This window comes from Sulfuricurvum sp. (genome assembly GCF_028710345.1).
Classification (GTDB): domain Bacteria; phylum Campylobacterota; class Campylobacteria; order Campylobacterales; family Sulfurimonadaceae; genus Sulfuricurvum.
In genome coordinates, this window is record NZ_JAQTUH010000006.1 from 1 (window position 1) to 23,448 (window position 23,448).

Consider the following 23,448-nt stretch of genomic DNA (forward strand, 5'->3'; position numbering starts at 1 on the left):
CCGCGCTGGCTGTAATGTAGGTTAGGGTATCTACGCCTGCTCCTCCATCCATGATATCATCTCCTAAGCCGCCGGATAGAATGTCATTACCTCCTAAGCCTAGTAGGGTGTCGTTGCCCTCTAAGCCACTTAGGGTATCGTTACCGACTCCACCAACAAGGTTATCATTACCACTTGTTCCGGTGATAATTAAATCATTACTCAATGGAGTGACATTAAATGTTACTGTATTCGCAGATGCTGAGTAATCGATTCCATCAGAGACTTTAAATCCGAATGATGAATAGCCAGGACCACTAGCACCAGTCACAGGTGTGAATACAAGATGTCCTGCACTGATATCATTGGTAGTAATTTCTTGATTGAGAGTTACGGTAGTTCCATTAAGTGCTAGTGTGCCCGCAGTAGGTAGTGATGTGATCATTATCGATGTAAGAGTATCACCTACGTTAGTATCACTGAATGCAAAATCTGCAAGAACTAATGCTTTAGACGCATTTTGGTTTAAAGTTTCTGTTGCATTTGCTGATGTAGGTGCTGCATTTGGGACATAGACTAATGTAGAAGATTGAATTGTCGTATCTGAAAATTTCAGTTGCTCAATATTAAGGAGAGTATCGCGTCCATCACCATTAGCAGATTTATCGGTTACTGTAATAGAATTATCAAGATTTTTTCGAATAATATAATTAGATGAAATACCACTAAAAACTGCAGTATCACTTCCACCTCCACCATTGAGAACGTTATTTGCCTTATTCCCAATCAATGTATCATTTAAACCTGTACCTGTCGCATTTTCAATAACTGCACCATAAGCGATAGTTAAGTTATCATTAACGTATGCTTGTCCGTTCCAAATAGCTCCACCGATCGTAGACCATTGTCCTGAGTTAAGATTGATCGTAACTGCGCTAGATTGATTTGAAGCATCGATAGTATCATTCCCGCCTGCATCCCAAATGGTTTCAAATATTTTTTGTCCGTCACTCCATGTATAGGTGTCGTTACCTGTTTTATAGCTCATGTTGGCACCATACAAATACTGTATAGCAGCAATATCGTTGAGCATTGGTGTTGTTGGGAAAAAATCATTTCCATAATCAACAGCAGTGTCTCCGTTAAAAGAAGCATAACTCATAATCGAATATTTAAGCTGATCTTCACCCGCAACCGGTGTTATAGCACTAGTATGTGGATGATCAAGTCCTAATGCATGGCCAAGCTCATGCATATAAGAATCCATACTGTAACTACCCATAACAGCACTGCGATATCCACCGTACCCCGGTCCTATCCATATATCACCATTTGATGCCGTATTTGGGGCAGAAATTTCATTCATGACTAATAGATCAGCAGAAGTTGTGGCACTAAAACGGATGTCACCGGCGATGGTTGCTGTTTCGCTCACGGCGCTAAACGTTACCTTAGCGACATTGGACCATGCCGCCATCGCTTTGGTCGCGGCACTTTGTTGTTCAGCACTCATAAGCATTAACCCCGACATTCCTGTCGTGGTATAGTTAAAAATCGAAGAATAATTGGTAAAACTATAAGTCAAATCGGCACTTGTGCCGATAGCACCTCCCCACTTGTTACCTGCGAGAAGATTTTGAATCGATTGCGTATGCGCAATCGGAACAACAGATTGAGGCGTAAACACTGTTGATGCAACAACAGATCCAGTAATACCATTTCCCATAACTGTATTCCCTTATAAATTAATTTTTAAAACTTTCTTAATCTCCGCTTGGTCCATTATGACATTTGTAACAGGTAACCATTTCACCAGCAGCAAATGTTTTACCACTAACCGTTCTTGCTTTTGCTGTTTTAGAGAGAACCGTTCCTCTATAATCCGTACCATGACAAGCGGCACATGCATCCGTCCCTAACCCTTGAGTAGCACCGGCTGCTTTAGCAGCACTTCTATGATTTTTGTACCATGTTGTCGATCCTATCGGATGCAATCCATGTGGACCTGCATTGGTTGTAGTTGGAATCGTTGAGTGACAGGTTGTACACTCACCAATCGTTCCGGTATGCCCTTGGAGTGCGATACTTTGAACGTTATCGTTAGCATGAGAACTTGGATACTCTGCATGGGTCGCACCGTGACACGCTTCACATTGCAGATTTCCATGCCCTTTACTAAATCGGTACAGTGATTTACCCGCCATTGGTGTATTGGCAGTGGTTGCGAATTTTGTATCTATCGTCGCACGCAATGTTCCCGGAGAAGAGAATACAGACGTAAAGCGCGTAAAGTTAGCGGTAGCTGCGGTACGGTCATGGCATTGTTGACAGTTAGGTTGATCTAACCACCCCTCACGTCCAGATTTGCCTACATCAGACATTTTACCATGACAGCTTTGACAATCAATGGCGTTACTTCCATTTGCATTTTTTGCATTCCCCATCGCACCTCGTAAACATTTGGTTACTGAACCTGGATGACATTTATAACACGAATCACGATTCGTACTGCTATCCATAGAGAGACCTGTTGTCGGATCGGTAACAGTCGCATGCTTACTGTGTAATGCTTCGGTTAATGGTTTAATACCTGCTATCAATCCTGTACCCAACGCATTAGATTTATGGCATTTCGCACACAATACCGGTTGCCCTGCATCAGCATTTGCTAGTAAAGTTGACCCATTTTTATAAGTTCCTGCCATCCCTGCATCACTAATCGCTGTCGGATGTTTTTGATCATGGAGACGGAGAATATTTTGTTTCCAATCTTTTTCTACACTCGCAGTATTATTTATCCATCCCGCTGTCGGTTTTGCCGCTGCAACACTGTTGGAGGCGTGACATGTGACACAGCTCATCTCATCGGATACAGGAAGAACCACTTTCGTCGTCGCGATTATCGTACCTGTAGCATCTCTCGCCACTACTTTTACCATCGGATAGTAGTTTTTGCTAATATTTTTATCATCCATTGGAGTTACTGGGATACCCTCAGCTTCCCACCATCCATTAGCACCATTGTACGTCATACCCGCAGGTGTCAAACTTGGTGTCGGATTAGCAGCCCCTCCGGACATATTTAATCCATGATCATCCGCTGGTCTACCACCAAAAAGGGAAAGAACCCAATCCCAAAAGTTGGTTTTACCTGCACTATAGGTGTTTATCGATCCCGTAGTATCGGCGACCGCTTCATAGGTAAGGGTTACACCCGTGGTAATACTTTTCCCTGCTGTTAAAGTTTTATCAATCAAATGTGCATGGAGATTGTTATACGGTGGGAGAATACTAAAAACCGAGTAGTCTTTCCCATCCATACAGTGCATCCCTAAATCATTCCACGCGACTAGAGTATATTTGCCGGTATTACCGATATCGGTACCTGCTGTTGCCGGTGTTGTCGGAGAATACCCTTTACTGGCATTTGATGCAGTATTTGGTTTAAAATTAGATTGTGCAACTGATGCATTAACATCAAAAACACTTTTTCCGATTATCCCCAAAACATCGCTATCGGTTGCATTTTTCATATCAATACGTGCCGGTATTTTTAAGGTAGCAACAATCGCTGGATCAATCGTAATACCGTTAGTAGAATCTTGATCATTATCCAATGATTGAAGAGTTTGAAGCATACGGACAACCCTCGGATCAGTCGAATCGGTTGTTCCAATGAGATCAAGTGGAGTTACTTTTCCATTTTTCGGTACGGCTGAACCTAAATAAAGATTACCGATATGAAATGCTACACTCTCACCCTCTGTATATCTGAAATTACCATTAGCATCAGTCACAGCATTCGTCTCATACGACGTATCAAACTCAAGACCACTAACAGGAGAATCAATAAAGGTTGCTACCGACGTTCCAGCAACGCTATTTCCTCCGGTTGAACTACTTCCGCCACCACCACAACCGATGAAAACGAATGCCGCTAACACCGATGAAGCAAGACCAATTGCTTGACGCATATTGACTCCTTTATTTTAACTTTATCCGTTATATTAGACTACGTTTATGAATTTTTAATGAATCAAGGAATTGGGGAGATATTTATTATCGATAAGTATGAAGAACTACCCTATGCACTCCAGCAATTGCTGGGGGATGCATAGCATCATGTTGATATGACTACACATGAAAATTAATAAAAATAAGTTGCTAAAAGCAACCTATTTTTTAAAAGCAAATTTTTAGTATTTATATTTAGTCTCCTTGTGGTCCATTATGACATTTGTAACACGTAACCATTTCACCTGCGGCAAATGTTTTACCACTAACCGTTCTTGCTTGTGCTGTTTTAGAGAGAACCGTTCCTCTATAATCTGTACCATGACAAGCGGCACATGCATCCGTCCCAAGTCCTTTACTAGCACCGGCTGTTTTAGCTGCACTTCGGTGATCTTTATACCATGTTGTCGATCCTATCGGATGCAATCCATGTGGACCTGCATTGGTTGTACTTGGAATCGTTGTGTGACAAGTTGTACACTCACCAATCGTTCCGGTATGCCCTTGGAGTGCGATACTTTGAACGTTATCGTTAGCATGAGAACTTGGATACTCTGCATGGGTCGCACCGTGACACGCTTCACATTGTAGATTTCCATGCCCTTTACTAAATCGGTACAGTGATTTACCCGCCATTGGTGTATTGGCAGTGGTTGCGAATTTTGTATCTATCGTCGCACGCAATGTTCCCGGAGAAGAGAATACACTGTTATAGCGGGTAAAATTGCCAGAAGTTGTATTTTTATCATGACACTGTTGGCAGTTAGGTTGATCATACCATCCCGCACGTCCAGATTTGCCCACATCGCTCATTGTACCGTGACAGCTTTGACAATCAATGGCGTTACTTCCATTTGCATTTTTTGCATTCCCCATCGCACCACGTAAACATTTGGTTACTGAACCCGGATGACATTGGTAACACGAATCGCGATTCGTACTGCTGTTCATTGTGCTCCCTGTTTTAGGATCGATAACATTGGCGTGTCGAGAGTGCAATGCTTCAGTAAGAGGTTTAATGCCTGTTTTAAGTGGCGTACCTAAAGCATTTGATTGATGACACGACGCACATAGAACCGGTTGCCCCGCATCAGCATTTGCTAGCAAAGTGGTACCTTTCGTGTAGGTGCCTTGCATATTTGCGTCAGCAATAGCAGTGGCGTGCTTTTGATCGTGAAGTTTAAGGATATTGCGTTTCCAATCTTTTTCAGCGGCACTATCATTAACCCATCCAGCCGTCGGTTTTGCCGCGGCAACACTGTTGGAGGCATGACAGCTGATACAACTCATTTCATCAGATACCGGAAGAACTACTTTTGTACTTGCCAAAATTGTCCCTGCTGCATCTTTAGCAACCACTTTGACCATCGGATAGTAATTTTTGACACCATTATCATCGTATGGCATCGCAGGGATTCCCTCTGCTTCCCACCAACTGTTAGTACTGTTATACGTCATCGTTTGAGGAGTACTGCTTTGGGTTTTGTTACCTGTAAGACCGGTATCAATTCCCAATGCAGCGGCAGCAGAACCAAAAAGTTTTCCAACATAATCCCAAAAATTGGTTTTAACTCCACCATTTTTATCTTTATTGCTGGTTGTGTTGATCGAACCGGTCGTATCGGCAACCGCTTCATAGGTCAATGTTACACCGCTTGTAATATTTTTACCACTTGTCACATCTTTACTGATGAGATGAGCATGAAGATTATTGTATGGAGGGAGAATACTAAAGATTGAGTAATCTTTACCATCAACACAGTGCATACCTAAATCGTTCCATGCTACAAGGGTATACTTGCCATTCCCAACTGATGGAAGAGTAACAGGAGGGGTTGTAGTCGTAGGAGGAGGAGTGTATCCTGCTGTCCCATTAGATCCATCATTTTTATGATCTTCAAAATGTGTTTTTGCTTCCGACTCGCTTACTCTATAGTGTTGCCCAATCGTATTTTGAATAGCTTCATCATCATCCGTCTCACTCAAGTCGATCCGATTTTGATTTTTAAATGTTTCACGATGTAATGTGTCAATAGTAATTCCATTAGATGTATCATTATCACTATCAAGTGTTTGAAGCACTTGGAGCATATTGATTACTTTTGGATCATCAACCGTTGTACCAACCAAATCCAGAGGTGTTATTACACCATTCTTAGGTTTAGCCGATCCTAAATACAAATTTCCTATGTGAAATGTAATGGATTCACCCTCTTTGTATTGGAAATTACCATTTTTATCAGTAATCCCACCTTTTTGTGTTGGAGTTTCGAATTCCAAACCTTGCACAGGGGCATCGATAAACGTTGCCGTTGATAGACCCGTAGCTGGATCAACAGTTCCCCCGCTTCCTCCACCACATCCACTAAGAATGAACGCCGCTAACACTGACGAAATAAGAGCAATTGGTTGTCGCATAGTGACTCCTTTATTTAAACTTTCTCTGTTATGGTAAGATACGTTTATGAAGTTTTAATGAAATAAGGATTTTTTATGCATTTACTAATTATTGATGACAATGAAGAATTACTCTATGCCCTCCAGCAACTGCTCCGTGATGCCCAATACCATGTTGATGTTGCAACAACATTAGCAGATGGAAAAGAGTGCATTGATGAAAAAAAATACGATTTGATTCTTTTAGACTGGATGCTCCCTGATGGTAGCGGAGTTGATTTGCTTATCCGTTTACGCAAAAATAATATTAGTACTCCAATATTACTCTTCTCCTCTAAAAAAGAGGTGGAGGATAAAGTAGAAGCACTCGATGGAGGGGCGGATGATTATTTGGAAAAACCTTTTTCTAATATAGAGCTACTAGCAAGAATACGTGCCTTACTCCGTCGAGAGTGTGCACAAAAACAAACAATCATACAATTAGGAGATTTAACAATCGATTTTTCTTCCCGTAGTGTTCATATCAATAATACCCCTATTAAACTCTCTGCTAAAGAGTTTGAACTACTCGAATTACTCGTCTTAAATGCCAACACTGTATTAACACGCTATCAAATATCAGAACATTTAAGCCGCGACTTTGATCATCTCAGTGCGAGTAATATCGTCGATGCTCATATTAAAAATTTACGAAAAAAGCTTGATGGTGACAATCTCATTCAAACAATCCGAGGGGTTGGGTATATGATTGCCCGCTAATCACTATTTAAACGATCTAAAATGAAACAAGGCGATAGTCCCCTCACCCTCACCCTCACTGCGAAGATATAAATCTCCTTGTAGTAATAACGCGATACGCTTACTAATAGCAAGTCCAAGTCCACTCCCTTCTGTGATATTTTGGTTGTTTGTCCGTACTTGGTAAAAATCATCAAATAAATCGGCTAATGCTTCATACGCTATACCACATCCGGTATCTCTTACCTCTAGAATAAAAAGTTCTTCTAAAAAATGGAGCTGTACATCTATAAATCCGTGATCGGTAAATTTTATCGCATTGGAAAGCAGGTTGATGATTACCTGACCCAACAGTCGTGAATCAGTTCTAAAATCTGCTTCAAATGGCTCAAACATTGTCCGAATCACTAACCCTTTATCCTCCGCCAAAGGAGATACGAGATCCAATGCCTCTTGTATAATCTCAATCGGATTACATACAGAGATATGGGGTTCAATTTTTCCCGATTCTACTTTGGCATAGTCCAAAATATTATTAATAACACCCAAAAGGTGATGCGCTGAATTTTCGATTTTTTCCAGTGTTTCACATACTGGGCTCGGAGTATTTGGCTGTGTGATCAAATACTGTGTCAAGCTCAAAATAGAGCCAAGAGGTGTGCGTAATTCGTGTGACATAGCGGATAAAAAAGAAGATTTTGCTTGAAGAGAAGCTTTTGTTTTTCCGAGTAATTCCAAACGCTTCAGATTCACCATTGTCGTAAACATCAGAGCATTAAAAGAGTGCGCCATAACCCCGATTTCATCGTACCCAGTTTCTGTTACCGTTTGAGAATAATCACCCGTCGTGGAGATTCGCATGGCGGTGTCGGAAAGTTCACGCAAAGGTTTAATAATACGCAAAACAATAATCCATACCAAAAAAGCAATAAGAACAAGTCCAATCCCAAACACACTCAACAAAAGCATTTGAAAATGGTACAAGAGGGCAAGTGCGTCACTTTTTGGCATTGCATTATGAAAAGTCCACCCCTCTAACATACCTGAAAGGGTTATCTTGTCATGGAGAAAATCATCCATATCATAAAGAGCATTACTGTCTTTATAATGGATAGAAGGGGGAGCGGTCAGCCATCTATACGGATTTTGTTCGATTTCTAACTGCTTAACAAAATTTTTTGCTGGATATGAAATAACTAAATATCCTAAAAAATAATGTGTATCAAATGACCCATACAAAGGTGTAAATAGATAAAGGGTATCATCGACAAATAAAAAGTTTTTCCCTTTTTTAACTTCAGCAGCAACACTAGTTCCTTTTGCAAAAAGTGTATTAATTTTTGCAGTTTGAGATGAAGCAATAACCGTAAAATCAGGTGCGACTGTATAGAGGATTACGGATTCTCCTAAATCATCCATTTTTTGTTCCAAAATATTGGTAATACGTCGATCGATATCTCTAACTACCATATCATCCATTACTTCTAAATGGGATAAAAAATACACTTCTTTCTGTAAATGATTCAGATGTAATGTTAATTCTTGTGCGACTGAAATGGATTGTATACGTAGAAGATCTTGTTCTTTTTTGAGCATTAATTCCGATTCATACCCCCACAAATAGGTTAATAATGCAATAATGATTAAACCAATTCCCCCTATAAGTGTTATAAACAGCTTATAAACGATAGGCAATGAATCCCATTTAAATTGCATAATTTATTTGTGCTCCCTAAACAATATTTTTAGATGATACTTTTGTGCCATAGACTCATCTACGTATCCTATAGAGTTATCTACTTTGGACAAAAACTCAGCAACCATCTCCTGAGTTTTAAATGTTTTTGGGGGTTTATACCCTAAAAAATGGGCCTGAAGCCATATACGAGATAATATATCCCTATCAACATTGACAACTTCGGATTCAAACTTCAATCTTAATGGATTGTCAATGCCTAAATTTATAGGAATCACCTTTTGACCCCCTACATGAAATTTTTTTGCTACATAAATACTTCGAATTTCCTCTTTCGTTAACGTATTTACACTAAAATTTTCACCTGCAACAACTACAAGAGTATCTGCAAACAAAGATTGTATTATTACGTTAAAAAATAATACTACAACAAACATTTTCGACATAAATATTAGTTTTTTGAATTTTTTCATACTCTAATTATATACACTTTTCTAATAAACTACTGTATATGCATATAGCGTACTTTAGCAAGTATGCTACAATTGTGACCAACGAATCGATATTTTAATGGAGATTGCATGTTACGTTCACTAGCGATTATCTTTTTTATTGCACTCTCATTGTATGCAAAAGTATCCGATTACAACCCCTATTTCCAACAAGCAGGAAATTACTACAACATCCCCCCTCTCTTACTCAAAAATATTGTAGCTATCGAAAGTGCCGGTAATCCTAATGCTATCCGCATCAATGATAACGGAACCAAAGATTACGGATTGATGCAAATCAACTCCATCCATTTCAAAGAACTAAGTCGCTGGGGGATAAATGAGAATAATATTCTCAATCCTCAAATCAATATCTATGCGGGAAGTTGGCTCCTCTCCGAACATATCAAAGAGCAAGGATTTAATCTCCAAGCCATCGGAAATTATCACTCCAAAACACAGGTACATAAAGAGAAATGGCTACGACGACTCATCGTCGCACTGAAAACCTCACCCTAAATTCAACGAGAAAATAGGTAACAGCATCGCGGTGACCATCACCCCGATAATCCCTCCGATAATAAGCATCAATGAGGGTTCGAGTACTGAGAGAAAAAGAGCTATTTTATCTTTGTTGGTATCGATGTAAAATGCCGAAAGGTGCTCTAACATCGAGGAGAGTTCACTTGTTTCCTCCCCGATAGCCACCGCTTCGATAAATGCATCATCGATGGTGTATGTCCCCTCTTGTTTGAGCGCTTTAGAGAGTGATGAGCCCTCGACGACCCGTACCGATGCCTCTTGAAACAGCGCTTTTATCACTTCGGAGGAGAGGGTAATGCAGGAGAGTTTGATGGTATTAACGACCGGTATCCCTGAGCGCATCAAGAGCGATGAGATGGTGCAAAATCGTGCCAAATCGGCGGTTTCCACCATTTTTCCCACAATCGGGAGTTTTAGTATTAGCGCATGAATCCCTTTTTTAAAGGTGTAATCGGTTGCCATTTTATACGAAAACAACCCCACGGCGCCCAATACTCCTGATGCCAAAAAGAACCAATTTTGGGCGAAAAAATGGGCGAGGGAGATAATAATCTGAGTCAACATCGGTAACGCTTGCCCCGTCGATTCGAAAATCGCGGTGATTTTCGGAACCACTACGGTGAGCATAAACGAGATCATCAAAATCGATACGACAATGATAAATGAGGGGTATACGAGGGCTTGGGAGAGTTGTTTTTTCACTTTTTCTTGGAGGATTAGATAGTGAGAAAGCTCGTTTAACACCTCCGCCAATATTCCGCGATCTTCGGATATTTTGAGAGTTCCGGTGTAAAAGACGGGGAGAGTATAGTGCTCTTGGGATTCAAGGGATTGGGCAAAGCTTTTCCCCTCATGGATAGAGTTTACCAATGACTCAAAAAAACGCTCCAACCGAACGTTGGAATGGTTTTGGTGTTTCAAGAGGCTCAAGGCTCGTGTCAACGGAATCCCTGCATTAAGATAAACCGCGAGATCACGGCTTAAAATTGCCAGTTGTGAAGAGGGGAGAGATTTTTGTTTAAAAAGTGCCAACACACCGAAAAAGGATTGCTCACGCATCGAGATATCCGAATACAAAATCCCCAACGATTTGAGTTTTATTTTCGCATCCTCATACGATGAAGCCTCAATGGTCGATTTTAGGGGATTACCTGCATTATCTAGCCCTTTGTAATGAAATTCCATTACGCCTCTTTTACCCCCACACGGATGATCTCATCGAGACCGGTCGTGTGATTAAGCAATAATGCTATTAGTTGATGGGATAGAAACTGCATCCCGCGTAATCGCATCATTTCACGGATTTCAAAATCGTTATCACTGTTTTTGAGAAGTGGTCGAAGGGTATCATCAAGCATAAAAAATTCCCCTATCGCAACACGCCCCTGATACCCTGTGTAATGGCAATGGACACACCCTTTTGGGTGGGCTACACTATGCCCATGTTCAATCGCTAACTCATCGGCATCCACATCGGAGAGTGTAACAATCTCTTTGCATTCAGGACATAATTTCCGTACAAGACGCTGTGCCAAAACCCCTATCAACGTCGAGGTAATCAAAAATTTATCGATTCCCATATCGGCTAATCGGGTCAGTGCAGCGGTGGCATTGTTAGTATGGAGTGTCGAGAGGACTAAATGCCCCGTCATCGCCGCTTGGATAGCGATATGGGCGGTTTCGCTGTCGCGTATCTCCCCGATCATGATGATATCGGGGTCTTGACGCAAGATGGAGCGCAACCCGCTAGCAAAACTCAACCCTGCTTTGGTGTTGACCGCGATTTGACTCACATGGGGAGCATCGTATTCAACCGGATCTTCGATGGAGATGATGTTTTTCTCAGGAGTTGCAAGCTGTTGCAAAAACGAATGCAACGTGGTCGATTTACCACTCCCTGTAGGTCCTGTGACTAAGATAATACCGTGGGAGAATTTCAGAAGCTCTTCAAACTCGGAGGTGGTTTTCTCATCAAACCCTAACTCCCGCAATGCGGGTATCGACGATGCTTGCATCAGCAACCGTAAAACTACCCTCTCACCATGATAGGTAGGGAGAACTGAGACCCGTATGTCGAGATTTTTTCCCGCTACTTTCACCTGTGTTCGTCCATCTTGTGGGAGCCGTTTTTCGGAGATATCGAGTGCAGAGATAACCTTTATACGGCTAATGATGAGATCGATGATATTTTTATCCAAATCGATATGTTTAATCAGTGCCCCATCAATCCGAAACCGTACTTCCCCTTTTTTCTCATGGGTTTCGATATGGATATCACTCGCTTTGCGTTTAATCGCTTGATAAAAGATGGTATTGACGAATTTGATAATGGGAGCTGATTCTTCACTACTAAGCAGATCGGCAGAGTTTTTAATAAAATCGACCAATGAGAGCTCTTCATCAATAAAATCACTATTACTCGGAGTACTCTGGGAGATATCCTGATCGGTTTTATGTTCTAAAAATTTTAAATAGAGATTTTCATACCCTGCATGAGAAAGGTGCGCTATCGGGTACGTGAGGAAGAGTTTATTATAAAGCTGTAATGCCGATAAATGGTCTGCTTCAGGGATAATGGCATAGGTCACCTCCGCATACGAACAAAACAATAAAGAGTGACGTATGCACACCGAAGTATCAATGTTTTCGGGGTAATGGACAACAATACCCGTTTCATCTAAAAACGGAAATACAATCACGGCTTAGCCTCTTTTTTGGCTTCGATATTTTTCGTTATATTGGCTATATAACGCTCTTGTATCGCATCGAGTTCGCTCAATTGAGTACGCAATGAATTTAAATCACCACTTTTTTCGATGATATAGGGGGTGAGCATAATGACAAGATTGATTTTATCATGCTTTGTTGCTTTGTCTTTAAAAAGGTATCCCAGTACGGGGATATCTCCTAAGAGGGGGACTTTTGTGTCGGTTTCATCAATTTTTTCTCGAATTAGCCCTCCGATAATAACACTCTCACCATTACTAACAATCGCCGAAGTAAGAACCTCCCGTTTCGTCGTACTCGGACGGTCCGCAATCGAGTTAGGTTCGATATCTTCGAGTTTGGCGGTTACCCCTAATAACACTTTGTTATCATTAGAGAGACGGGGTTTGATTTTGAGGGTTAATCCGATATCTTGACGGGTATAGTTTTGCGTTATCCCTGTCCCAACTCCTTGTGTTACTCCTGAACTAATCGATTCGGTTTTTCCCACATAGATAGAGGACTCTTGGTTATCGATACACAAAATAGAGGGTTCGGATAAAACATTTGCCGCACCGTTGGAGTTTAGCAATGAAATATTAGCTCCCAAAGCAATCCCACTGGTAAGACTGGGGAGGGTAATCGCCCCTAAAAGGGTCGAATCGAGTGAAATAGCAGAGGTTTTGCCATCACCCAACAAAGAGTTAAAGGTAAAAAGTCCGTTTGAGCCCAGTTTTCCACCGGAAAGCCCGTATTTAATCCCCACCTCTTGCGATTTGTTTTCGCTGATTTCGATAATTTTAGCACGTACATAAACTTGTTGTCGATTATGATCCAACTCACGAATCGTCAATTCAAGACTCTTAAACAAATCTTCGCTAGCAATAATAATCAATGAATTAGTAGCATCATCACTCGTAATACTCGGTGGTTGTTGTCCCGGTATCAAAGTCATTTTTCCGATAATCGTATTAAGCGTCGTCACAATCGATTTGGCATCGGCATTTTTGAGGGGGATAACGTGAGTAGTATTGGCAATACTGTCATCTTTAGCATCCAAAATAGCCATCGCTTTTTTGATAGTAGCAATGTTATCGGGAAAATCGGTGACGATAACGGAGTTGGATTCTTTAGAAGCAGTTACTTTGCCATTTTTACTGGCGAAGTGTTTAATCTTTGTCCCCATCGTTTCGGCATTGGAATTATGAAATGTAAAAATACGGGTCTGCATCTGCGGAATATCACTTTTTTCCATAAAAGGGAGATTCATTTGCGTCGCGTCTGCCGTTTTAACGACACTCAAATACCCTCCTCCCGAATCGATGAGGGTATATCCCCGCGCATCGAGGGTGCTTTGGAGTATCCCGAACAAATCTTTTTTGTTAATCGGTTTGTTACCGGCATAACTGATGGTTCCCGGAATCTCATCGGTGATAAAAATATTTTTATGGGTCGTTGCTGCAACCAGTTTGATTAAATCGGTAATCCCCATCCCATCGATAGAGAGAGAAACCTTCTCATTATTTGCCGAAGCTCCCCATAATACGGTACACAACGAAAGCGATAAGAGTAATAATTTAGCGGGTGATTTCATAAACGATATCCTTTGGTAGGTTATTACGCAGTACCGTTATACGGATACTCCGAAGGTGTGGAATTTGAGAGTAAATACTTAATACATCGGCATAGGAGGAGAGTTTTTTGTTATTAACCGATTGGATAATATCCCCATTAAGAATCCCTAACTGTACAAAAAGGGAATCGGAGTCCACTCTATTGACACGGAAACCATCGATTTTTGTCCCGTTAAACACTTCAGCAATATCAATACTTTTGGTGATATTCTGGATATTGTTCATCTGTGCCATCACGGCTTCATGCTTGATTGTATGCCACTCATTCATCTTGATATTAGAGGATGGATCGGATATTGCCTCACTCACCATCTCTTGGCGAGCGAGCGGGTCATCATGTCCCAACCTAAGGGTATATTTTTTCCCAAATCCGGAAAAGGTAGCTGTTTTGTCACCTACCGAAATCAGCTGAAAGAAATTTTTGTATTTCCCCCCCAACGGAACAACCGTCGTCGTTTTTGAATCGCTGATACTGATAAAAGAATCCGAATTAGAGCGATAAATTGCTTTGATTCGGTGCGGGTCTGGGACAAGTGTCTGTTTTGTAACTGTTTTCGATTGCGATATCGATGAAGATTGGTTGGTTAACCCAAATTTTTCTCCAAAATGAAAAAGATCAAAAAACGGATCAAACTCAGAGGTAAACCCCTCTGTTGTTGAGCTTGGTAAAAACAGACTTCCTGCCGTTGAGAGACTCCATGCCAACACTAAAGGTAACGCAAATTTGTTAAAACGTTGGAGGGTTGATTCGTTAAAAACTACTTTCATAGACCAGCCCCTCCTTCTCTTGATGTAAACGTCCTACCAGTAGCGGATAACGACGAAGCTGAGGAGTAGGATCAAAAACGATACGGATTTTTTCATCCATTAGATCATACGCACCACTACAATGACCAAAATCCCCCTCCCCCTCTATCGTTACTAGTAACGGATGAATAAGCGAGTAGGTCATCCGTATCGAATCGATATTACCGGGGAAAAAAGTACGGTATAGCGGTGAAAACGAGAGGTTTTCAAACGAAAGTTGGTTGAAAACTATCCACGGGGTAAAATGGATATGTTCGAGTGTCCCTAACACTCCGTTATCGAGCAACAACTCGCCGTTCTCAATCTCCAAAGTGAGTAATCGGTTGCTAAACGTTTCGTTATTGATAAACAAATGGTGTTGTGAGAGGAGAGATTCAAACTCAAAATAGAGTCTCTCTTTGGGTATCATCACCACTAAAATGAGAAAAATATAGAGCGGGTAAAGGAGACGTTTCATGATTCAATCTCCACGATAATCGAACCCTTAGATGAGCCGTTATGCCGAAGGGTCATTTTTTTAATCACCAACATGGAGTTGAGAAGCTTGTTTGAGAGGAGATTAAATTCGCTCGATGAGAGGTTGTTGTATTCGAGATAAATATTCCCGCCCCGTTTCTCTTGTTTGGTTAGATTAGGGTGATTTTTAAAATACTCAAAATCACTCTGAGAGGTTTGTGTTGACCAACGTGTTTTAAGAGACTCAATCTCTTTTACCTCTGCCCTAAGAGCATCTTGTTGTTCTCTTAGCTCACTTACATTGGTATACTCCCACAATGCTGCTGCCATACTCACAATGACTAACACAACCATAACAAAAAGAGGGGATTTGGTTTTCATCGTAATCGAACCTCCAGTTGTTTATTATCCTCTCTCACCTCTGCATGGCGAAGCTGTTTTTTAATCTCCTCTTTGAGTTTTGCCCCCGCATTGCTATCATGGGTATCGATGAGTAGAGTGATTGTTTTACCGTCATAATTCAATTCACGCATCCCTTCTGTGTGAAATGCAACGACCGGTGCGGAGAGGGTATTATCCACTATGAGACGGTTTGCTTCACCCGGCTTGGAACCCGGTATTAACACAATCCCCTCAGCCGAAGAGCTCACAGGAGGTGGAGTAATCGGCGCGGGTGGTGGAGGGTTCGCTGTTTTAACCTCTACGGGGATATCACTCAGCTCTTTACAGGCTTGTCGCAAACGGAGCTGTTTTTTCTCTTTTATTTTTAACGTTTCCGCTATCGATTGACGTTCAATCGACGTTTCAGGGAGTTTTGAGCGTTGCAACTCTTCTTGAATCGTTCTCTCTATGTTCACCGATTCTTGATAATTTACTACCGCATGGGTAGCAAAATTTCCAAACAAGAGCACGGCTATGATAAACGTCACCCTGAGGGTTTTAGGGGTGAGAACAGCAGGGGCAAAAGCTTCTCGCGGAAGTGTCGGGAGATGATATTTCGGATGGGATAATGCTTCATCGAGGGAGAGTGTCTCTTTTTGGAGCAAATACGACGAGTCCATCTCCACCACAACTCCATCCACTATCGCCAACGATTTTTCCTCACTAAGGCGAATCGGATGAGACTCGGTAGCAAATACCCACTGTGCAAAGGTGATTTTCTCTATCGATTCGAATTTCGGATTCGATAACACTTCTTTGGCTATCTCTGATTGATTGTAGGCGATGAGGATAAAATCATGATTTCCGATGGATTGCGCTTGATAGGTGTAGGTATCGTCCAAATCAAACAATGCCGTCCCATACGATGCGGCTTCTTTGGATGTTTTAACCTTTAGATTGGCTCTTTTTACCCAATAGTATCGCGGGGGGATGACTAACACCGTCTCTTTTGAAGGAGGTGTCATCTGCGTGTGATCACCATAGACTAATGGGGCAGTGCGATAAAACAAACGGTGCAACAGAGGATATTTCTCAGCAATCAATCGTAGTTTATCAAAGGAGAGTGACATTTTTCACCCGCTTATCGACAAGATTATAACGAAATTTCATGTGTTCATCATGGCTGTTTTCACGAATACGTACATCACACATAAGATCGTAAGAGACTCCCGATTTGTAAATAAAGAAATAGGTATCAAAAAGCGCTCCCAATGAGGGTTCAGCGGCAACAACCTCTTCTTTTGAGACAAAAGCTTTGGTTCGAAATTGGGTTAATGTACGAATTTTCTCAGGAGATAGCGTAGGTAAAACCAGTGATAAAACTTCAGGGGTAAGTGCATTAAAATCCATTTTATCCCCCTCATACCCAATGTAACGATCCCAAGGGATCGAGAGAATCGCCGTGTCTTTTGTTAGCTCTATGTAGCGTTCTACAATCAGATTAAACTGTTTTGCATCACCAATCACCCCATTTTTAAAATCGGGATGACTCAATGCAATCTCCGTATCTGTGCTACGTTCACTATTATCGGTATCGATTGTATCCAAAACGAGCTTAATGAAAATATCAGCGTCAGCAATCGGATACGTTGCAAAGAGCTTCATAAAGAGTGCAAGATTAGCCTCATTAACCTTCCCATCACCATTGCTTAGAGAATTAATATTCCATCTTCCATAGGGGGAAGATAGATTTGCGGTTAAAGTAAAGTCCCTTTTTTTACTCTCGATTTGTAATGGCAACCTCATCGCTAAATCGAGCTCTTCCGCACCTGTAATTGCACTCAGTAAAGAAGGAAGTTGTTGCTCTAAATCATCCAAAAGACGCAGCGATGCACTTTGGTAAAAAAGTCTATTCCCCTCACGTGAGAGCTTCTCACTCTGTCCCAATGCCAGTGCAACGATCCCCATCAGTAGGGTTATCAACACCAACGTCATCATTAAAACTATTCCGCTTTTGTTCATGCTCATTTTTAATACAATATTCTTTGTTATAGTTTTCCCTTAAGTATAGCGAGTAGAGATGAATTTTGTATGAAAATGGAAATACTAATAAAGAATGGTTACACGGTGATAACATTACAGTAATAGATTCGTAACCCCCATTCCCTACTATTTTGCCGTTATGAAAAACCAAAAAAAAGGGATTCCAATGCATTTACGGACTTATTCTCTTGTTGCCGCAACGGCTATTTTAGGCACTTTATTTTTTGTCGGATGTGGTAGTGATGATTCATCCCCTTCAATCCCTACAGTTGTTAGTACCGAGTTTATCGGGATGGATGCTCCGACAACGGCTGATAAAATGGATCATGTTTATTCTGAAGCGTCTGTTAAAATCACTTATAGTGATGGAACTACTGTCACACAACCGCTCGAATATAAAACTCTTATGAGTACAGGCGATGTTATCGGTGGTACAACGGTCGGAGCGATTTTAGATGTTAACGGTAGTCCAATCATGGATACATCTGTTAGCCCTTCTACAGCCTTTGTTTCGGATACCCCAGATGGTCAAAGTGTTATGCAAATCGGAAATACAATCCAAATGGTTTCTCAATTTGAATATGTTACAGCCGATGGAAGCGGAGCGAGTCGATACGGAGTACTACCGGCTATGATGAATCTCAGCACATTAACACAAGCTGCAAACGGAGACTTCAACATCAGTAAAATCGCAAACATTGATTCTAGCAGTGTTGGTGGATTGTGGATTACGTGTGCAGCGAGTATGACACCATGGACAACACATCTGGGAAGTGAAGAGTATGAACCGGATGCTAAACTCGTTGAACTTGGAACTGGTAGCGGAACCGATACACTCACTGGTCCAAATGCCTATTTTGGAGATACAACAACTGCAAATGTCTATAACTATGGTTATATCCATGAAACAACCGTTACGTCGACTGGTGCAACAACTCTCAAAAAACACTATAATATGGGACGTTTCTCTCATGAACTTGCGCAAGTAATGCCGGATAACAAAACCGTTTACTTCGGAGATGATGGCTCATATACTATGCTCTTTATGTACGTTGCCGATACTGCGGGTGATTTGAGTGCAGGTACATTGTACGCGGCAAAATGGACTCAAACAAGTACATCAACCGATCGTTCGGTTACAGCCAACCTCACTTGGATCAAACTCGCTCATGCAACCGATACAGAGGTTAAAGCAATCATTACCGCTAAACCTAAATTTAGTGACATATTCGAAACCGCCGCATCTGCAACTGCCGGATTTATAAAAATCAAAACCTACAAAGGGACTGAATATATCAAACTTAAAACAGGTATGGAAAAAACAGCAGCTTACCTTGAATCTCGTCGTTATGGAGCATTGCTTGGTGCAACCAGCGAATTTAATAAAATGGAAGGGGTCACCGTTAACGCCAAAGACAAAAAAGTTTACATGGCAATCTCTAACATGAGCGGCGGTATGGCAACAAGCTCTAGTGATCCAGTTGACGATATCAAAGCACCGATCGAAAAAGCAGGAGCAGTATTCGAGCTTGCACTTAGCAGTGGAAAAAGCGATACAGCCGGTACAGCTATCAACAGTTCTTATGTAGCGACAACGATGAATGCAATCCCTGAATTGACAGGTTTGACTGTCTCTGTCAAAGATGTATTCGGTAACAGTGCTGATGTTTCCAAAGTCGCTAATCCGGATAATCTTAAATTCTCTGAAAAAATGCGCACACTCTTCGTCGGGGAAGACAGTGGAATGCATATCAACAACTTCGTATGGGCGTACAACATCGATACAAAAAAATTCTCACGTATCCTCTCAGCTACTGCCGGTGCTGAATCAACAGGTCTTCAGGCCATCGAAAATCTAAATGGAACCGGATATGTTATGTCGAGTATTCAACATCCGGGTGATGCACTCTTGGTTGATTGGAACGCTTCTAATCCAATCGTTTCAGGACTCGCCGCTTCAATCAACAAGAAAAAATCGGCTATGGGATACATAAAACTTCCTGCTATCCGCTAAATCACGATGTCCCTTTTCGGAGGGGCTCTTTTTTGTCCAACAACCGCATACTCTCAATATTCACCCATATTTTATTTTGACGGTAACAATTACATCGAAGATCACTTTCTCGATGAACGTGCAACAACGCTAAAGATGAGGAATTTTTACTGAGAAATCGGTGTTCCACCCTTTTGCCAATTTAAAATTGTTTTATTGATTAGATTATTGCCATCGGTTTCAGGATTGGTCTGAGGAGTATCTCCTGAACCGAAGAAAAGTCCCACTACGTGCGATGATGCAACATCATTGATGTGTGAAAAGAGCCAATCGACACGGTTGTCTTTGTAATGCTGATAGGTATTATTTTGATCCATATTTCCCAGTGGAATCTGCCACATAATCGTCGATTTACCAATACGTTCTGAGAACGTTTTACTCCATGCTAAATATGCGGTTGCTTTTTGATCATCCCACCAACGAAAACTTTGCCCTTGCAACTCATACCATCCCGCATCACGGTCTGAAGGATCGGTTACGATAAAATCGCCATCACCGGCACCCAATGCATTCATAAAAGTAGCAAGCGATTCAGCATCGCCGCTTTGAGCAGAATTCCAAGGAGATGCGTGTAACCCTACCGTAGTATTCGGTGCATATTTACGTGCCATCGAAATCATACACCGTGTTAACCCCGCCACACTGTTTTCTTGAGTAGAACAATCGGTCGGGTTGGAGGTTCGAACAGGCGATGATATGGCATGAGGATCACTATTGACCTGACGTACATATCCCCATAAATCAGGCTCTACATGGATCATTACACGCCGTGTACCTATCTTTTGGAGGAGAAAACGCCAGTCATTAAGATAACGGGTGAGGATCGCAGAATCACTCATTGCCGTCACTTCTGCTGAACCTTCCCCCATTTTTGCGGTATTAAGCCACAGATAGTAGGTAAAAACAGGAATTTGAGCGCGCGTTGACCCCTCCCATTTAGCAGAAGTTGCATTGGTAATATGGGCGTTTATGTACTCTCCCGGTGGAAGTTCATCCCATTGCCAACATCCCCACCAACCGCTACAAGAGGATGAAGCTTTACACGAATTCATGCACGCCTCATCCGGTGCCGATCCCCCTGCTAGATAGAGATATCGGGCATCAAACGGTGCAGCAGATGCTGTTTCATTACTCATTTGGGCACCGATTAATAGGGTGTTTTTACCCATAAAACTAGCACTGGTCGTATTATTATCGGTATTATTAGTGTCAGATGTAGTATTTATACTAGGTGTTTCGCCACTCTCACCACCACCGCCACAAGCGCTTAAAAACAACGCAGAGAGAAATGCGATAACTATATTTCGAATCATGGAATATCCTTTATATCACTAATTATTACTTAAACTGCTAATCTCTGTCGCACTTAAAGCACCACTATAAAGCCTGAAATCTTCCATACGCCCTTTGAAATAAGGATCGTTTGAATATTGTGCCCGACCTAACCAATTTTGTGTCGTTTCACCCATCTGATAAGGCTCAAAGGTGACTGCATTATTACTGGCTACCTCCACACCGTTGAGATAAAGTGTTCCGATGCTACCCGATAACGTAACCGCTACATGTACCCATGTATTGGTACTGATTGCACTTGGGGCATTGATATTATGTTCTCCGTACCACATAGTGCCTGTTGTAGCCACACGCATCGTTTTATTGGAGCCGTTTAGAAGAAGTGCCAAATAAGCAATATCACTCGATCCAAAATCAAAAAGTCTCTGATTTCCGCTATTTCCCCCTGCCCAATTCATCCATACGCTGATGGTAAAATCACCAATATCCGCCATAATCCCTGAGGGCAAAGAGAGAGAACCGCTCGTACCGTCAAACGCTAACGCACTCCCCGAAACACGCCCAGATCCCCAGCTAGTAGCTCCGTTTAAAGTACCGTTTTTTCCGTTTCCGCTACTATCGACGGCTACGAGACCGCTACCTTCTTTTAATGAAAGGTGAATTTTTTTCTCATACGGGGTAACGGTTCGGATGATATTCGATAACGCCGTCTCTCCTCTTGGTGTGGTTGCGGTTATAGCATAATACCAAATTCCATCACTTGGTGCATCTGTGTAGGTACGTGGATCGGTTACGTTGGCAATAGTCGCAAATGGACCATTAGCAGAAGACGCACGTTTAACACTGTAACTTGTAGCATAAGCACTTCCCCACCATGAGAGTAACACTTTACCCTCATTAAGAACAGCACTTAAACCACTGGGAGCAACATCTCCAACATAAGGGTCACGTGACATTGTGAGTGTACCAAAACTAGGTTCATCACCACCGGTATCTCTCCATTCAGGACGCACTTTCGCCACCATAGTACTCACCCATGGTGCCGAAAGTCCCTTGCGATTGACATAATGATTGTAAATTATTTCCCATGTAGGGCGTAAATGGGGACGTCCGGAATCGGATACAGTGTTCATCGTCCCCTGACGATTTGAGTATCTCGAGTACGGCAGGGTATAAAAATTGCCATTTGAATCGGTCAAATTTGATTTGGCGACATACTCCGCACCAGCTAGAAATCGGTTATTTCGATACCCATATAAATCAATCCCCTGATTCCATGCCATCTCACAAAACGATGCAATACAGCTGATACTGAGAGTACTGTGTCCCTGATCCCGTCCGCTCTCTTGCCATTGCCCGAGATATCCGGGATGGAGTACATACACGTTATGAGCCGATGCCCCATTGCCTCGACCCGTCGTCGTATAGTAATTCAACGCCTCATTACAAATATCTACCCTCTCGCAAAAAACACCGATTGCAAAAATTCCACATAACGTCAAAGCATCCCATGATGCCCAATAGTTGGTGATATCTGAACCGTTATGATCAGTAATAAAACTATGGCAAAGGGGATACCATATACTAAGTAACCACTCTTTAAAGTGGCTTTTGTCGGCGCTTAGCCATCCCGAATAGGTACTCATAATTTCAGCAGCATTCACCCACTGATACCCATACAGACCAGCAGCGATAAACCGATCCGCATTTCCGGTAAGTGTCGTCATCGTCGATGACCATTCATTGAGAAATCGAACCGCTAAATCGGCATATCGTGTATCTCCGGTAATTTTCCAATACAACGCAATCTGATATGCCGATTCCATATCAAATACCATCGTTCCAAAATTCTGAGCCACAACATTTCCGTTCGCGTCCGTTACCCCCGCTCCGCGTACAACCGTTACCAACGGGTTAGGTACACGATTTAGACTCGTGTAATCGTGATCGTCCAACTTATTCCAACCCGAAATCCACGGCTCCGCATTCGCTGATACTTTAGCCGCCATACGGGAAAAATCAGCTTCGGTATGTAAAAGTCCGGGATGACGAATGGTGGTCATTGTTAATGACTCAGTTGATCCACCTCCGTTAGTACCAGCGCCCGTTGCACTACCACTATCACCTCCGCCACCTCCACAAGCACTAAGACTTAAGACACCCATAATATAGAGAAATTCGCGACGGGTTAAACCTTCATAGAAATTTTTCATTTTG

The 23,448-nt window shown here is 41.9% G+C and carries 18 protein-coding genes; 3 read left to right on the forward strand and 15 right to left on the reverse strand.

What is annotated here, in order from left to right; all coding sequences use genetic code 11:
* The 3 genes from PHC76_RS08840 to PHC76_RS08850 form a co-directional block, all read right to left on the reverse strand.
* Nucleotides 1-1,705, reverse strand: a 1,705-nt coding sequence (locus tag PHC76_RS08840; protein WP_299969861.1) for a M10 family metallopeptidase C-terminal domain-containing protein, incomplete at its 3' end; no start/stop codon positions are given.
* A 37-nt stretch (nt 1,706-1,742) separates the two neighbouring features.
* Nucleotides 1,743-3,953 carry a hypothetical protein gene (locus PHC76_RS08845; RefSeq protein ID WP_299969859.1) on the reverse strand — a complete coding sequence of 737 codons (2,211 nt, stop codon included), beginning with the start codon at nt 3,951-3,953 and terminating at the stop codon, nt 1,743-1,745.
* A gap of 235 nt (nt 3,954-4,188) precedes the next feature.
* Complete coding sequence (locus tag PHC76_RS08850; protein ID WP_299969856.1) at nt 4,189-6,411, reverse strand: hypothetical protein; 2,223 nt, start codon at nt 6,409-6,411, stop codon at nt 4,189-4,191.
* Between the two features lie 75 nt (nt 6,412-6,486).
* On the opposite strand from PHC76_RS08850, the gene PHC76_RS08855 reads away from it, so the two are divergent.
* Nucleotides 6,487-7,149: a response regulator transcription factor gene (locus PHC76_RS08855; RefSeq protein ID WP_299969853.1), complete on the forward strand. Its 663-nt coding sequence runs from the start codon at nt 6,487-6,489 to the stop codon at nt 7,147-7,149.
* Between the two features lie 3 nt (nt 7,150-7,152).
* Here PHC76_RS08855 and PHC76_RS08860 read toward each other — a convergent pair whose 3' ends face one another.
* Nucleotides 7,153-8,844, reverse strand: a complete 1,692-nt coding sequence (locus tag PHC76_RS08860; RefSeq protein WP_299969851.1) for a HAMP domain-containing sensor histidine kinase — start codon at nt 8,842-8,844, stop codon at nt 7,153-7,155.
* 3 nt (nt 8,845-8,847) lie between these two features.
* The gene (locus PHC76_RS08865) at nt 8,848-9,297 is read right to left on the reverse strand and encodes a hypothetical protein (RefSeq protein WP_299969848.1); all 450 of its coding nucleotides are present in this window, start codon (nt 9,295-9,297) and stop codon (nt 8,848-8,850) included.
* Nucleotides 9,298-9,405: 108 nt separating this feature from the next.
* On the opposite strand from PHC76_RS08865, the gene PHC76_RS08870 reads away from it, so the two are divergent.
* Entirely contained in the window at nt 9,406-9,834 is a 429-nt protein-coding gene (locus PHC76_RS08870; protein WP_299969845.1) for a lytic transglycosylase domain-containing protein, read from the forward strand.
* Here PHC76_RS08870 and PHC76_RS08875 read toward each other — a convergent pair.
* Genes PHC76_RS08875 through PHC76_RS08910 form a run of 8 tightly spaced genes read right to left on the reverse strand, consistent with a single transcriptional unit; the run spans nt 9,826 to nt 17,864 of the window.
* Complete coding sequence (locus tag PHC76_RS08875) at nt 9,826-11,043, reverse strand: type II secretion system F family protein (protein WP_299969842.1); 1,218 nt, start codon at nt 11,041-11,043, stop codon at nt 9,826-9,828. The genes PHC76_RS08870 and PHC76_RS08875 overlap by 9 nt on opposite strands.
* Entirely contained in the window at nt 11,043-12,557 is a 1,515-nt protein-coding gene (locus PHC76_RS08880) for a GspE/PulE family protein (RefSeq protein WP_299969839.1), read from the reverse strand. The genes PHC76_RS08875 and PHC76_RS08880 overlap by 1 nt, the downstream gene beginning before the upstream one ends.
* Nucleotides 12,554-14,158, reverse strand: a complete 1,605-nt coding sequence (locus tag PHC76_RS08885) for a secretin N-terminal domain-containing protein (protein WP_299969837.1) — start codon at nt 14,156-14,158, stop codon at nt 12,554-12,556. Before PHC76_RS08885 ends, PHC76_RS08880 begins: the two co-directional genes overlap by 4 nt.
* Nucleotides 14,142-14,966: a hypothetical protein gene (locus tag PHC76_RS08890; RefSeq protein WP_299969834.1), complete on the reverse strand. Its 825-nt coding sequence runs from the start codon at nt 14,964-14,966 to the stop codon at nt 14,142-14,144. The genes PHC76_RS08885 and PHC76_RS08890 overlap by 17 nt, the downstream gene beginning before the upstream one ends.
* Nucleotides 14,950-15,462, reverse strand: coding sequence for a hypothetical protein (locus PHC76_RS08895; protein WP_299969831.1), 513 nt, complete (start codon nt 15,460-15,462; stop codon nt 14,950-14,952). The genes PHC76_RS08890 and PHC76_RS08895 overlap by 17 nt, the downstream gene beginning before the upstream one ends.
* Entirely contained in the window at nt 15,459-15,842 is a 384-nt protein-coding gene (locus PHC76_RS08900) for a hypothetical protein (RefSeq protein ID WP_299969829.1), read from the reverse strand. The genes PHC76_RS08895 and PHC76_RS08900 overlap by 4 nt, the downstream gene beginning before the upstream one ends.
* Complete coding sequence (locus tag PHC76_RS08905) at nt 15,839-16,972, reverse strand: hypothetical protein (RefSeq protein ID WP_299969826.1); 1,134 nt, start codon at nt 16,970-16,972, stop codon at nt 15,839-15,841. Before PHC76_RS08905 ends, PHC76_RS08900 begins: the two co-directional genes overlap by 4 nt.
* Nucleotides 16,956-17,864, reverse strand: coding sequence for a type II secretion system protein GspK (locus PHC76_RS08910; RefSeq protein WP_299969823.1), 909 nt, complete (start codon nt 17,862-17,864; stop codon nt 16,956-16,958). The genes PHC76_RS08905 and PHC76_RS08910 overlap by 17 nt, the downstream gene beginning before the upstream one ends.
* A gap of 187 nt (nt 17,865-18,051) precedes the next feature.
* Here PHC76_RS08910 and PHC76_RS08915 point away from each other — a divergent pair, with 187 nt between their 5' ends.
* Nucleotides 18,052-19,899 carry an alkaline phosphatase PhoX gene (locus PHC76_RS08915; RefSeq protein ID WP_299969820.1) on the forward strand — a complete coding sequence of 616 codons (1,848 nt, stop codon included), beginning with the start codon at nt 18,052-18,054 and terminating at the stop codon, nt 19,897-19,899.
* A 146-nt stretch (nt 19,900-20,045) separates the two neighbouring features.
* On the opposite strand, the gene PHC76_RS08920 is transcribed toward PHC76_RS08915, so the two are convergent.
* Nucleotides 20,046-21,251 carry a hypothetical protein gene (locus PHC76_RS08920; protein ID WP_299969817.1) on the reverse strand — a complete coding sequence of 402 codons (1,206 nt, stop codon included), beginning with the start codon at nt 21,249-21,251 and terminating at the stop codon, nt 20,046-20,048.
* Between the two features lie 18 nt (nt 21,252-21,269).
* Nucleotides 21,270-23,444, reverse strand: coding sequence for a LamG-like jellyroll fold domain-containing protein (locus PHC76_RS08925; protein ID WP_299969815.1), 2,175 nt, complete (start codon nt 23,442-23,444; stop codon nt 21,270-21,272).
* Nucleotides 23,445-23,448: the final 4 nt, after the last annotated feature.

Bases quoted from the DNA above. Each gene is read 5' to 3' on its own strand.
- PHC76_RS08845 (WP_299969859.1), bottom strand. From the start codon at position 3,953: ATGCGTCAAGCAATTGGTCTTGCTTCATCGGTGTTAGCGGCATTCGTT.
- PHC76_RS08850 (WP_299969856.1), bottom strand. From the start codon at position 6,411: ATGCGACAACCAATTGCTCTTATTTCGTCAGTGTTAGCGGCGTTCATT.
- PHC76_RS08855 (WP_299969853.1), top strand. From the start codon at position 6,487: ATGCATTTACTAATTATTGATGACAATGAAGAATTACTCTATGCCCTC.
- PHC76_RS08860 (WP_299969851.1), bottom strand. From the start codon at position 8,844: ATGCAATTTAAATGGGATTCATTGCCTATCGTTTATAAGCTGTTTATA.
- PHC76_RS08865 (WP_299969848.1), bottom strand. From the start codon at position 9,297: ATGAAAAAATTCAAAAAACTAATATTTATGTCGAAAATGTTTGTTGTA.
- PHC76_RS08870 (WP_299969845.1), top strand. From the start codon at position 9,406: ATGTTACGTTCACTAGCGATTATCTTTTTTATTGCACTCTCATTGTAT.
- PHC76_RS08875 (WP_299969842.1), bottom strand. From the start codon at position 11,043: ATGGAATTTCATTACAAAGGGCTAGATAATGCAGGTAATCCCCTAAAA.
- PHC76_RS08885 (WP_299969837.1), bottom strand. From the start codon at position 14,158: ATGAAATCACCCGCTAAATTATTACTCTTATCGCTTTCGTTGTGTACC.
- PHC76_RS08890 (WP_299969834.1), bottom strand. From the start codon at position 14,966: ATGAAAGTAGTTTTTAACGAATCAACCCTCCAACGTTTTAACAAATTT.
- PHC76_RS08895 (WP_299969831.1), bottom strand. From the start codon at position 15,462: ATGAAACGTCTCCTTTACCCGCTCTATATTTTTCTCATTTTAGTGGTG.
- PHC76_RS08900 (WP_299969829.1), bottom strand. From the start codon at position 15,842: ATGAAAACCAAATCCCCTCTTTTTGTTATGGTTGTGTTAGTCATTGTG.
- PHC76_RS08905 (WP_299969826.1), bottom strand. From the start codon at position 16,972: ATGTCACTCTCCTTTGATAAACTACGATTGATTGCTGAGAAATATCCT.
- PHC76_RS08910 (WP_299969823.1), bottom strand. From the start codon at position 17,864: ATGAACAAAAGCGGAATAGTTTTAATGATGACGTTGGTGTTGATAACC.
- PHC76_RS08915 (WP_299969820.1), top strand. From the start codon at position 18,052: ATGCATTTACGGACTTATTCTCTTGTTGCCGCAACGGCTATTTTAGGC.
- PHC76_RS08920 (WP_299969817.1), bottom strand. From the start codon at position 21,251: ATGATTCGAAATATAGTTATCGCATTTCTCTCTGCGTTGTTTTTAAGC.
- PHC76_RS08925 (WP_299969815.1), bottom strand. From the start codon at position 23,444: ATGAAAAATTTCTATGAAGGTTTAACCCGTCGCGAATTTCTCTATATT.